Source organism: Candidatus Nanosynbacter sp. HMT-352 (assembly GCF_022819365.1).
Taxonomy (GTDB): domain Bacteria; phylum Patescibacteriota; class Saccharimonadia; order Saccharimonadales; family Saccharimonadaceae; genus Nanosynbacter.
Genome location: NZ_CP089289.1, coordinates 323079 through 335748, shown reverse-complemented (window position 1 = coordinate 335748; position 12670 = coordinate 323079). Strand labels below are relative to the sequence as shown.

The 12670-nt window shown below is 45.2% G+C and carries 10 protein-coding genes; 4 read left to right on the top strand and 6 right to left on the bottom strand.

The features are described 5' to 3' along the window. Positions 1-2: 2 nt before the first annotated feature. Positions 3-1685: a hypothetical protein gene (locus LRM49_RS01760; protein ID WP_243778141.1), complete on the bottom strand. Its 1683-nt coding sequence runs from the start codon at positions 1683-1685 to the stop codon at positions 3-5. Between the two features lie 72 nt (positions 1686-1757). Here LRM49_RS01760 and LRM49_RS01755 point away from each other — a divergent pair, with 72 nt between their 5' ends. The 4 genes from LRM49_RS01755 (at position 1758) to LRM49_RS01740 (ending at position 6204) form a co-directional block, all read left to right on the top strand. Beyond that, complete coding sequence (locus LRM49_RS01755) at positions 1758-3725, top strand: alpha amylase C-terminal domain-containing protein (RefSeq protein WP_243778140.1); 1968 nt, start codon at positions 1758-1760, stop codon at positions 3723-3725. 190 nt (positions 3726-3915) lie between these two features. After that, on the top strand, positions 3916-4239 hold the full coding sequence (locus tag LRM49_RS01750) for a hypothetical protein (protein WP_243778139.1): 324 nt from the start codon (positions 3916-3918) through the stop codon (positions 4237-4239). A 100-nt stretch (positions 4240-4339) separates the two neighbouring features. Then, positions 4340-5731, top strand: a complete 1392-nt coding sequence (locus LRM49_RS01745) for a threonine/serine exporter family protein (RefSeq protein ID WP_243778138.1) — start codon at positions 4340-4342, stop codon at positions 5729-5731. Continuing rightward, positions 5728-6204: a hypothetical protein gene (locus tag LRM49_RS01740; RefSeq protein WP_243778137.1), complete on the top strand. Its 477-nt coding sequence runs from the start codon at positions 5728-5730 to the stop codon at positions 6202-6204. Before LRM49_RS01745 ends, LRM49_RS01740 begins: the two co-directional genes overlap by 4 nt. A 63-nt stretch (positions 6205-6267) precedes the next feature. Here the strand turns inward: LRM49_RS01740 and fusA are convergent, their stop codons facing one another. The 5 genes from fusA to rpsL form a co-directional block, all read right to left on the bottom strand. Beyond that, positions 6268-8358, bottom strand: coding sequence for an elongation factor G (gene fusA / locus LRM49_RS01735; protein ID WP_243778136.1), 2091 nt, complete (start codon positions 8356-8358; stop codon positions 6268-6270). Positions 8359-8462: 104 nt separating this feature from the next. Beyond that, on the bottom strand, positions 8463-10940 hold the full coding sequence (locus LRM49_RS01730) for a S1 family peptidase (RefSeq protein ID WP_243778135.1): 2478 nt from the start codon (positions 10938-10940) through the stop codon (positions 8463-8465). A 12-nt stretch (positions 10941-10952) separates the two neighbouring features. Next, positions 10953-11447 (bottom strand): YajQ family cyclic di-GMP-binding protein, encoded by a 495-nt coding sequence (locus LRM49_RS01725; RefSeq protein WP_243778134.1) that lies wholly within the window; start codon positions 11445-11447, stop codon positions 10953-10955. Positions 11448-11526: 79 nt separating this feature from the next. Beyond that, on the bottom strand, positions 11527-12006 hold the full coding sequence (gene rpsG, locus LRM49_RS01720; protein ID WP_129631022.1) for a 30S ribosomal protein S7: 480 nt from the start codon (positions 12004-12006) through the stop codon (positions 11527-11529). Between the two features lie 2 nt (positions 12007-12008). Next, on the bottom strand, positions 12009-12422 hold the full coding sequence (gene rpsL / locus LRM49_RS01715) for a 30S ribosomal protein S12 (RefSeq protein ID WP_129631024.1): 414 nt from the start codon (positions 12420-12422) through the stop codon (positions 12009-12011). Positions 12423-12670: the final 248 nt, after the last annotated feature.

Sequence of the window (12670 nt, the reverse complement as noted above, 5' to 3'; positions counted from 1 at the left end):
TATCACGAAATGGTCGACGGATCGTTTCGCGACAAGCTAATCACATCGCTACATCGCACCAAGTAATATTTATTCTCTTCCGCATTATTAACTATTAGCATAGGCTCACCACGACTAAGCGGCAATTCCGACACGCTTAATATTCGACCGTCAATATCTGGCCTATCGTTAATTTCTGGATTCCAGACCACCAAACTATCCGCACGCAGCGCAAATTTTTCAACATATTCATGGCTATTCACTTCTTCTAACGGAACATCATTCCACGAAACAGCATTCAGCAAGTCACCAGGCAAACATCGGTATGCCGAAACTACACATTCGCCCTTAAATTCCCGAGCTCTGCCAATATCCTGGATTACATTACGAGCGGCGCATTCATACTGACTCAATACATCAAGCTGCTCATCAAGAGGCAATTTATAGAAGCACTCATCATTAACTGCTTCACTTGCAAAATTTGCAATTTTATGAAGTTCATTTACCGCCATTTTAAGCTCTTCAACTTCACCATCAAATCCTTCCAAACGAATAATCTTATCTCTGTCGGGTATCACATAAACCTTCTTCGAAAAGTCTCCAGACTCATCATCTATCGTCACTTCAAGCGCCGCGTAAAATTTATCATGATATCTAATAAAACACATCCCATTAATACACGCCCCAGAAATATCCATAAATTCATACTGTAATTCATTATTTTTCGTAGCATCAGGAGCCAACGCAAAACCAGTAAAACTAACATCACCAACCTCAGAAAACTCAGACAACTGATCATTTAATGTTTGGGCATATTCTCTTGACACTTCGTCAAACTCCGACTCGTCAACATAAGAAAGATCCGTCGCTAGTTGCCAAGCGGTCTCCTGAAAATAATCATTAAAAACCGTTTCAAATAAATCAATAGAGGCTCCGATCTCCTCTTTATCAATTGGCGTCATATCAAGCACATCTTTCATATCTACGCAAAAAGTCGCAAATCGATTTTTAATATCAAACATTTCCAGCACAGGACGATCGTCGCGCCACGTAAAACTCGGTAGCCATCCAGACAAAACCGCAGGATTAGCGTCTTCTATATTATTTTCTCTGCCGTCAATTTTAACCTTATACGCCTGGCATTTAACTTGAATTCCGCCATCATACGGGATCTCATTCAAAACGTCATTTATCTCATCTATCAAAAGCCGCCTCGATTCCGCATCTTGAATGTCGCCAACACCAGCAACTTCTTCGATTTTATCAGCATAGTGGCGTAATTTACGCACACATCGAGGAATACCGCTATCATCTGGCAATAACTCTATTGATATAATCGCCTGCTTATCAAGCGGAAAATAATAGTCCTTCTGCGAAGTTCTCACACACAAAGCAGCCATCTCTTTGGTGTAAATCGCAAACGGCGCTGAAATCTCAGGATCAATTTCCATGGGAGATATCAAATCCGCCACGCCCTCAACCGACTGCAAATAATACGAATCGTCCTCTTCGGATTGACTATACCCAACAACTCTAACTCTCTCGCCCTCAATATCGCCAGCGTGTGCAGCTTGTTCTATCTCAGCAATTGCAATCTCGTCGTTTTTCCCACCAAGCAATAAATTTGCACCAGCAATTCGCCTCCAGTCCTCTTCAGAGAACAGTTCGGGAGAATTAGACTCCGTATTAGGCTTTGAGCGCTCCATATTGCTATATATTATACAACTTTAATCGATATTTACAAGTATAGACCCTTCCGTATGCTGTATACTAGAAACATGAGCAATAAAACCCTCGTTGATTTGGACCAGTGGCTAGCCCCACACAAATCCACAATTCAGGCGCGCGAGAAGTATATTTCTTCGAAACTGAAAAAGGTTTTAAGCGGCAAGACACCAGCCGAATTCGCGATGGGTTTTTTACATTTCGGACTCCATAAAACAGATGCAGGCTGGACGTTTAGAGAATGGGCGCCGAATGCGACTCAGATGTTCTTAGTTGGCGATTTTTCAGATTGGAAAGAGCGTGAGGAATTCGCCTTAAGTCGTGATGAAAACGGCGAATGGAGCATAAATCTTCCTGAAGATTCACTCCGCCACGGACAAAAATATAAATTACGCGTCTATTGGTCTGGCAGCGATGGTTGGCGACTGCCTTCATACGCAAATTACGTCGTTCAGGACGAAAATTCTGTCGATTTTTCCGCGGTCGTGTGGTCGCCAAAAACTCCTTATGATTGGCAATATAAAACCCCGCCCAAGCCAAAAGTTCCCCTGATTTACGAAGCGCACGTTGGTATGAGCAGCCAACAGGAAAAAGTAGCCAGCTTCAGCGAATTCACCACAGAGGTTTTGCCACGAATTAAGAAATCTGGGTACAACACCATTCAACTTATGGCAATCGCCGAGCACCCATATTACGGCAGTTTCGGATATCACGTCAGCAACTTTTTCGCGGTTTCGTCAAGATTTGGCACTCCCGACGATTTTAAGAAATTGGTTGACACAGCGCACGGAATGGGACTGCGCGTCATCATTGACCTCGTTCACGCTCACGCCGCCAAAAACGAAGTCGAAGGTCTGGGCAATTTCGCTGGCGATCCGACACAATATTTCAAGCCAACAAATCATCCAGAATGGGATTCGCGATTATTCGATTACGGCAAACCAGAAGTTTTGCATTTTTTGGCAAGTAATTGCCGTTGGTGGTTGGACGAATATCACATTGACGGATTTAGGTTTGATGGTGTAACTAGTATGATTTACCATGATCACGGACTCGGAAAAAGTTTCACTAGTTATGATGATTATTTCCGCGACAACGTCGACAAAGACGCGCTCACTTATTTACGATTGGCGAATGAAACCATTCACACCGTTCGCCCCGACGCCACGACAATTGCAGAGGAAATGAGCGGCTTTCCTGGACTGGGCGCATCGGCGAAGGATGGCGGGCTGGGATTTGATTATCGCTTGCAAATGGGCGCGCCAGATTTATGGATAAAAACCCTGAAAGAGAAAAATGATGAAGATTGGGATTTGGGGCAATTAGCTTACACTTTGGGTTCGCACCGGCCAGAGGAAAAAGTCATTAATTATGCCGAAAGCCATGACCAAGCGCTTGTCGGCGATAAAACGCTGATTTTCCGGCTGATTGATAAAAATATGTATTGGCATATGGATAAAATTGATCCAGATCTTAAGACCGAACGCGGAATAGCCCTGCATAAACTAATTCGCTTGATGACCGCGGGACTGCACGGCGGCGGTTATTTGAATTTTATGGGCAATGAATTCGGGCATCCGGAATGGATTGATTTTCCGCGTGAAGGTAATAATTGGTCGTTTAAGCACGCTCGTCGGCAATGGATTTTGCGCGACAACGGCTTCTTAAAATATCAATGGCTGGGCGATTTTGATGCGGCGCTAATGAAAATTATTCGACAAATTGACAATTCTGATATTCAACATCTGACAGTTCGCCAATCTGATCATATGGTCAGTTTTATGCATGGCGACTTTTTATTTGTTATCAATTTTTCGCCCGACAAATCCCACTCAGATTACTCAGTACCCGCAGAAGCTGGCTCTTATAAATTGGCATTAAGTAGCGACGACAAGAACTTCGGCGGACAGGAGCGAATAGACCATAATTCCCGATTTTTCACTTCCCCAGCTCACAATAATCACAATCTTAAAGTTTACTTGCCAGCCAGAACGGGCATTATTTTACAGAAAGTTGACTAGTGTTGACTTTTTGATGTAGATGTTGTAAAATGAATACAGTCTTTGTTGACAATCCCGTCAACAAAGGTAGCTCTTGCGAAAGGAAGTCATGAACGCCGTTACTACCGGTCTAAAGGCCACGATTCTCGTCCTTATCGGCTGCGTGTTCTTTACGTTCACGCTAGACGACACCATCAAGGGGGCCCTTGCCATGGATGTCCTGTTCGTAGCCGCATACATTGCGGCTATTGCCGTCGCCTGGCTCACCTACAAAGACGACGGCAGGATTGGGCCACTGCCAGTTGCTGCGATAATAGTGACAGCCGTTTTTGGGGCAGAGATTTGGATGTTAATTAAGGATATTAACGTCGCAATCTATTGGTGGAACACTCTATCCACACTACCCGATCCGGGTAGATGGAATAGCACACTGCCATTCATGGCAGTGACATGTGTACCACTGTTGCTCATCACCTTAATTAAGCCGTCGTCGCCCAAGTGCGACGATGATGACGGTGATAGCGACAAGGGCTAACGCCCGTCAAGAGAAATAGTTCGCTTAAGGCTTAAGCCTTGAGCTTGAGCTCTCTTGGCGGGCTATTTCTATTGGCATAAAATTTGTTACACTAGATATTGTGAAGAAAAAAGTACCAAAATTCATTGAGCAATCATTAGCCCGAGTCGCTAATCTTTACAGCTTTGAGCCGGAGCATCATCTGGAGAAAATTGATGAAAGTTTGACACCGAATATGCGAGCTTTGCGCCTGGCTATGACGATTGCCGAGCAGCTTCTGAGCATGGGCGTGGTGGCGCGCGATGTGGTTCGTATGGCGCAAGGAATTACGCGGACATATTGCCGCAGACCCGTTCATGTGGACGTGAGCTACACTTTGGTGACAATTTCTCAAGACCGCGGAGTTAGCCATGAGCCTTTGACGATGGCGCGAGTTATCGTTCCTGACGACCCTAATTATCAATTGATTCAAGCATTGCAATTATTAGCCCTCGACATTCGTCGCAAGCAACTTTCCCTGGAAGAAGCCGAAGAGCGATTGCAACAAATACTCAAAAAACCCACCGAACATTCCCGACTAGTCGTTTACGCGGCGGGCGGATTAGTGAGCGCGGGTTCTGTCATTCTGTACGGCGGCAGTTTGCTCATGGCATCGATAGCGTTTCTGCTCGGATTCTCAGCGACTGGACTACTGAGGTGGCTGGGGCGTATTGGCGCGCCGTTGTTTTATTCGCAAGCCCTCGTGGCGATTTTCGTAACATTGGTGGCGGCGGGCGCAGCTTGGTGTAGCAATTATCTGGAGCTGAGCGTCAATGCGACATTGTTAGTCATCAGCGGCATCGTCTTATTAGTCGCGGGACTAATGTTTGTCGGCGCATTCCAGGATGCAATCGACGAATATTATATGACCGCCAACGCCAGATTGTTAAAAGTCGTAATGGCGACGGGTGGCGTAATTGCTGGCGTGATGATCGGATTATACATTGCGACAAAATTTGGCGTAACATTCCCTGCGACACCAGATCGATTGACATTGGCGGACGGACACACGCAATATTTGGGTGCTGGAATTATCGCGGCGGCGTTCGTTCTGAGAAATCATTCTCGATTTTTAGGCATGATTATTTCGGCATTAATTGCAATTTTCGGCTGGTGGATTTCAAGATTAGCTATGAGTTTTGGCTTTGATATCGTAACAGCGAGTGGCATCGCAGCGGCGGTAATTGGGCTGGTCGCAGTTATGACTTCCAGATTATGGAAATTCCCTTCCCTGGCGATTATTGCGGCGGGAATTGTGCCGCTAGTCCCAGGGTTGTCGCTCTACAACGGATTAATGGGCGTCGTCCTATATCCACCAAACAGCGCAAATTTTCTACCGGCCCTGGCCATCTTAGCGCGAGCAATCCTCATCGGCGTGGCAGTAGCAATTGGCGCATCATTCGGCAACATCGTCGGTCGCCCAATTCGCCGACAATTCATCAATTTATTCCGACGAAACACGCAGATATTATGAAAAATAGCCCAAAATTCATTGGTTTGTCAGACTCGCGATTATTTCATATGCGCGGAGTTGCTTATAAGTCATATGAACTAGCTCGCAACGTTTTTAAGATGGAAGAGGACAAGGCACGTAGTTTATTTACAATGGGACTGACACACGACTTTGCTTATGCCTTCGTTGAGAATCAGACGGATCACGAACATGAAGGCGGCAGGATTCTAAAATTATCTGGCTTTGATTGGGCCGAGACTGTGTTTGATCACGGAGATCCTGACGTGGACGATTGGACGGACGAATTGCTTATCCTAAACTTGGCAGACATGACAACTAGTCCAGACGGCAAGCCGATAACTACAAACCAACGACTGGAAGATATCGAAAATAGATATGGCACAGATAGCATTCAGGCGACAAAAGCGCGCAAATTAGCCAAACGAATCAAAGAAGAACTCGCCAAACGAAACCTAACAATCCCAAACTTATAAGCCTGAAATTTAGCCGAACAAAAATCCCCGGATTCGCTCCGAGGATTTTTTATGAGGTAGAGATTATTTATTTCGCTTTTCGATAATCTCTTGCGCAACGTTTGGTGGAACTTCCTCGTATTGAGCTAATTCCATCGTTGAAGCGGCGCGACCTTGAGACATTGAACGAATGTCTGATGTGTAGCCGAACATATTTGCTAATGGCACAAATGCCTTAATCAACTTAGCGCCACCCATCAAGTCTTCCATAGCGTCGATACGTCCGCGACGTGAGTTAAGGTCGCCGATGATGTCACCCATGAAGTCTTCTGGTGTAGTAACTTCAACCTTCATGACTGGCTCAAGCAAGATTGGGCTAGCTTGTTTAATACCTTCACGAGCAGCTATCGAACCTGCCAATGAGAACGCCAATTCTGAGGAGTCGACATCGTGGTATGAGCCATCGTAAAGTGTAGCCTTAACGTCAACAACTGGATAGCCAGCAATAACGCCGCCTTCCAACGTTTCGCGAATACCCTTCATTACGGCTGGGCGATATTCCTGAGGAACCACACCACCCTTAATTTCATCAACGAATTCAAAGCCCTTACCAGTCTCATTTGGCTCAAAGCGAACCCAAACGTCACCATATTGACCGCGACCACCAGACTGCTTAGCGTGCTTACCTTGAACTTCAGAACGACCCTTGATACTTTCGCGGAAGGCAACCTGAGGTTCACCAATGTTGGCTTCAACCTTAAATTCGCGCTTCATACGGTCAATAAGAATGTCTAGGTGCAATTCACCCATTCCTGACATAATTGTCTGGCCTGTTTCCTCGTCGGTGTGAATTCGGAAGGTTGGATCTTCTTCAGCCAAGCGCTGCAATGCCAACGCCATCTTCTCTTGGTCAGCCTTTGACTTTGGCTCAACCGCGATTGACACAGGTGGCTCTGGGAATTCAATTGACTCAAGAGCAATCGGATGAGCTACGTCAGACAACGTGTTACCAGTTGCGGTAGATTTCAGACCAACCACAGCGGCGATGTCACCAGCTTCAACCTTGCTAATTTCTTCACGCTTGTCAGCAAACATACGAACGATTCGTCCAATTCGCTCTTTCTCGCCAGTTGTCGTATTAAGCACGTAGCTTCCTGAGTTCAAAACGCCAGAATAGACACGAACGAAGATCAATTTACCAACAAATGGATCGGCAGCAATCTTAAACGCCAAAGCAGACAAAGGCTCCTTGTCTGATGGCTTGCGGCTAACTTCGTCGCCAGTCTTTGGATTCTTACCCCAAATTTCATCAACGTCTAGTGGACTTGGCAAAAAGTCAACCATCAAGTCAAGCAGCTTCTCAACGATCACGCCGCGACCGTCACCACCGGTAACTAGATAAAAGTCACCAGCCAAAACGCGCTTACGTAGAGCCATCTTTAGCTCGTCAACGGTAATAGCTTCTTCACCCTGCTCCAAGAACTTCATAGTAAGTTCGTCGTCAGCCTCAACGGCGTTTTCAACCAACAGAGAACGTGCATTCTTAGCTTTTTCAAGCATATCAGCTGGAATTTCGCCAACCTTAAGCTCGTGGTCTGTGTAATCGTCGTAGGTGTAAGCTTTCATGTCAATCAAGTCGACAACACCGTGGATAGTCTTTTCAAAACCAATTGGCAAATGAACCGGGAAAGCCTGCTTACTCAAGCGGTTGTGAATTGACTCTAGAGATTTGTAGAAGTCGCCACCCGTCTGGTTAATCTTGTTAACGAAACAAATACGAGGCACGCCGTACTTATTGGCCTGGCGCCAAACGGTTTCAGACTGAGCCTCAACACCCATCTTACCGTCAAAGACTGTAACCGCACCGTCAAGCACGCGCAAACTACGCTCAACCTCAGCGGTAAAGTCGATGTGCCCTGGGGTGTCGATGATGTTAATCTTGTGATCTTTCCAGAAACAAGTCACAGCAGCTGACGTAATAGTAATACCACGTTCTTTCTCCTGTGCCATCCAGTCGGTGGTAGCACCGTCACCTTCACCACGAACCACACCGATCTTATGTGTCAAACCAGTGCGGTACAAAATACCCTCAGTTGTCGTCGTTTTACCGGCGTCAATATGGGCAATAATACCAATATTTCTAAAATTCTTTAGCGGAACATGCGTCTCTGCCATAAATTTTCCTTTATATTACGTTAATTTGCCGAGATTTTTGGTCAATTTTTTGGCACCAAAAAACTACTCTTGCGTTTTATTATATCAGTTATCTATGTTTTTGACTAGCTCTGAGTCGGAGGATTTTTAGGCTCGTTGTTGCTCTGAGCTGGCGCTGCAGGCGGATAGTTAGCTGGAGGCTGTTGCATAGGCGGCTGCGCGTATGTTGGTGGATACTGACCAGGTTGATGTTGATAGTAATTTTGTTGCGGATACTGTTGTTGCGGCGGAATTGGCTGTTGATATGGCTGCTGTGGATATTGAGGTTGTTGCGGGAATTGTCCAGCGACAGGATATGGATAAGTATTCATCTTACGTCGATTACTGACAGAAACAGCAATTGCGATAATTGACACTGTTACGAATAATGCTCCCGTTGAAAGAATCACCACAACCACGATTATAACTGTAGTGTTATTTTCTGATTCGCTCGTTCCAGCTTCTGCGCTAGATGCCTCGCTTTCCGTAGAATCATCTGGAGTATTGGATGAAACTTCGATCATCTTTGCTACTAAATAATTGTCGGGGTATTTTTTATCCAATTGCTCAAATTTAGCTTTTGCCTGAGAGTATTTACCTTGAGAAAAACTTTCCAAACCATCTTTCCAGAGCTTAGTCAATTCGCCATTCGCCGATAACGCAACATTATTTTTCTTCGCCATAGTTTTCAGATCGGCGATATCACGGAATATTCCCTCTCCAAAGCAAGAATTGTTGCGCTCGCTCCTATCCGCACAAGACGAGCCGCCGTAAGTGTTCAGTCCAATCTGCTTACCATCGTCATCAAACGCTGGACCGCCACTGTTGCCTGCCGCAATTTGCGCGCTCATTGAAAACAACTTATGACCGCCCGCATCACTGCCCGAACCAGAAACATTACCCTGAGTAACGGTTGGCACAGTCTTACTCTTCTTCGTATTTACACCGTCGTCGACAATCGCTGGATAACCAATCGCCGTCACCCGATCACCTCTAGAAATCCTAGAGCTATCACCTAACTCTACCGCTGGAAATCGCCCTTCAACCTTCAGAATCGCCACATCACTTTTGTCGCTATTCAGGTCCATACCACGACCCTTCAAATCAACTTCCGCGTCAATTTTCTTGGCTGGAATATTGGTCTTTGTCTTTTTCCACTTAAGATTGCCCGAGCCATCATCTTCGCGCGCAATAGGTTCACTTGAGGTCTGAATGACATAATCGTATCGATCATTTTGTGAACGTATACTGTCGGCAGGAACCTGATTGATAAGACCGAGAATTGCTGCTTGTGCACTCTGATCGCCGCCATCAGCCTTATTTGCCAAATCCCGAAGCGTTTCTCGAGTAACATAGCCCGCATCTACCACAAACTTTATATATTTATTCATGTTCTCTTGAGTATTGATACCCATGATCATACTTTGGTTTGAAACCTCAGTAACATGCCCATTTGTAGCGATGTAGCCGTCGTCAGAAACAATCGATCCACTACCAATTCCACCCGTACATAAGCCATTCAGCTGCATACTCGCGCCATTCTGTGCCGTATAAATCATATCAGCACAACGATATGTTCCCACACGGACCGTAGCAATTTGGTTCCTTGCCACCACTTTAATAACAGAATCTTCGTCCAGTTCATCCAAAGTATTTGTAGTGTCTTTATCTTCTGAGAAATTTTCCGCCTTAGTTTCGGTCTTAGCTATCGTAGCGGAAGCCACTTGCGCCTCATTATTGCCATCAGCCCTGACTAAATAGCTACTGTCTGGATTCTGGAAAGTAACCTTAGCAACCAGCGCCTCCAGCTGGTCAATGTATGGCTGTGTGTACGAATTCTTGCTCAATGCAAAAATCGTCATCCAGTACGGCCTGCCATTCTGAATCGTCAAATAAGTTATTTTTTCGCCAGTTTTCTGCCACTTGCCGTCAATAGTGCTTCCGTAATCAACGACCATCTTCTTAAACTTACGTCCAGAAATCGTCGCATCGCTGGTGTGATATTTTAAGTTAGGATTATCCTTTTTCTGCTTGTTGATATCACCCTGAAGCATTAAATCCAAATCTGAATATTTCTTCGTGTCCTTGTATTCCTCGGGCATCGTTGAGCGATCAAAATAAGCTTTTTTGCGCGAAGTTATAATTGAGAAGTCTGGCATAATCTTCCTAAACGAGAACTTCTCTTCTTCCTCCTTCGGCTTTTCTGAACCTTTTCTGAAATGTAATCGCAAAATCGCATAAGCGCGACTTTCTTTCAGCTCATCATCAGCATAAGTGGTGGCGCTATACTGTTTCTCATTAGAGTCTTTATTTAAGACGTGACCTTCGCCAGTAAAAATACTCTTGTCGTATCGAATTGAATAGCCATATTTGGAAACGACTTTTTGCAAGCTCTTAACATCTTCTTCGGCAAAAATCTTCTGGATCTTCTTTTTTGCGGTTTTACTAACTCCGGAAGAGCGGTTATTATTAACGACAATCAGCCCAACTATAACAGAGATCAAGAAAACTACACCCAGAACGATGGCTGCAATTTTTAATTTCTTCATTGACTTCTGATTCATGCCACTACGATCCTAACGATAATTTACAAATTGCAGAGGCGTGTCATAATCACTTTCTCGTAATAAACTAATGACTTTTTGCAGTTCATCCTTCGACGTAGAAGCAACACGAACGAGGTCGCCCTGAATTTGCGGCTTAGCTTTCGGCGCATTAGCACGAATATCAGCAGCAATTTGCTTCGCCGTCGGCTGATCAAGACCTTGCTTGAACGGAATTTCCCAAGTCGTCTTCAAGTTCGAAACAACTTTCTCTTTTGATAAATCCAGAACTTTACTTGATTGACCACGCCCTGCCAACTTCTTGCGCACTATATCCAGAACAGCGTCAACTTGCCAATCATTGTCGCCGGTAATCTTCAGACCCTTTTTATCGTCCAGCCAATCAATTGCCGCGCTCGTCCCCTTAAAATCATAACGCCCTTGTATTTCTTTTTCAGCCTGCATGAAAACATTATTCATCTCAGCCTTGTCAATTTCTGACACAATATCAAACGAAAAACTCGCCATCTTCCCTCCTAATTTTTTCTATTATACCAAAAAATCGCCCCGTTTAGAGCGATTTTCTGATTTTGCTTTCAGGCAATAATTAGCCGCGAGCAAAGTGCGCAAAGGCGCGGTTAGCTTCAGCCATCTTATGGGTGTCTTCCTTCTTCTTAAAGGCAGCACCAGCTTCATTGTAAGCGTCAACGATTTCCAACGCCAATCGCTGTGAATATGGCATTCCGCTACGAGCGCGAGCTGCTTGGACTAGCCAGCTAAACGCATAGTGCAATTGTCGATGTCCCTGAACTGGGAATGGAATCTGGTAGTTAGCACCACCAACGCGACGAGATTTAACCTCAAAGCTTGGGCTAACGTTCTTCAATGCTTTTTCAAACACTGCCAATGGATCTTCAGAATCCAATTTCTTAGCGGCAGTTTCTAGGGCTGTGTAAACAGCGCGCTCAGCCGCCAATTTCTTACCGTCTAGCATTGACTTATTGATCAAACGCTGAACTAGTACGCTTTGGTATCGACGATCAGGCTTAAGTTCACGCTGCAATTTCTTGGTAACTTTACGAGGCATGATTATTTATCCCCTTTCTTTGTACCGTACTTAGAGCGACCCTTCTTACGGTTGTTGACGCCTTGAAGGTCGAGCGCACCACGTACGATGTGATAGCGCACACCAGGAAGGTCAGGCACACGACCACCGCGGATCAAGACCACAGCGTGCTCCTGCAAGTTGTGACCTTCACCACCGATGTACGCCCAAACTTCATAGCCGTTATTCAATTTAACACGAGCAACTTTACGCAAAGCTGAGTTTGGCTTCTTTGGTGTCTTAGTCGTCACACGCACACAAACACCGCGCTTAAGCGGTGCGTTCTGGTCGTAATAACGTGTTTTTAGGGCGTTATGAATACGACCTAGTGCTGGCGACTTGGACTTTTTCTTAGCCGTTTGGCGCGGTTTGCGCACCAATTGGTTGATTGTTGGCATCCAATTTCTCCTTGGTTGATTTACTAATTATGGCAATTTGCCTTACGGTTTGGATTCAGCAACTCCGCCCCGTGTCTATACCTTTTCCGCCGAGATTGCAGTCTGTACACATTCAAACCACCGCGCACTCCGAAAAGAGGAAACTCTATGTCTATTCTAGCACAGATTTCGTAAAAGTAAAATCGCCGCCCAGACTCAGAATCTAAAGGATCAGACTTAAGAACAGAGTACTCATTGTCAGAGATGAA

Bases quoted from the DNA above. Each gene is read 5' to 3' on its own strand.
- LRM49_RS01760 (WP_243778141.1), bottom strand. From the start codon at position 1,685: ATGGAGCGCTCAAAGCCTAATACGGAGTCTAATTCTCCCGAACTGTTC.
- LRM49_RS01755 (WP_243778140.1), top strand. From the start codon at position 1,758: ATGAGCAATAAAACCCTCGTTGATTTGGACCAGTGGCTAGCCCCACAC.
- LRM49_RS01750 (WP_243778139.1), top strand. From the start codon at position 3,916: ATGGATGTCCTGTTCGTAGCCGCATACATTGCGGCTATTGCCGTCGCC.
- LRM49_RS01740 (WP_243778137.1), top strand. From the start codon at position 5,728: ATGAAAAATAGCCCAAAATTCATTGGTTTGTCAGACTCGCGATTATTT.
- fusA (WP_243778136.1), bottom strand. From the start codon at position 8,358: ATGGCAGAGACGCATGTTCCGCTAAAGAATTTTAGAAATATTGGTATT.
- LRM49_RS01730 (WP_243778135.1), bottom strand. From the start codon at position 10,940: ATGAATCAGAAGTCAATGAAGAAATTAAAAATTGCAGCCATCGTTCTG.
- LRM49_RS01725 (WP_243778134.1), bottom strand. From the start codon at position 11,447: ATGGCGAGTTTTTCGTTTGATATTGTGTCAGAAATTGACAAGGCTGAG.
- rpsG (WP_129631022.1), bottom strand. From the start codon at position 12,006: ATGCCTCGTAAAGTTACCAAGAAATTGCAGCGTGAACTTAAGCCTGAT.
- rpsL (WP_129631024.1), bottom strand. From the start codon at position 12,422: ATGCCAACAATCAACCAATTGGTGCGCAAACCGCGCCAAACGGCTAAG.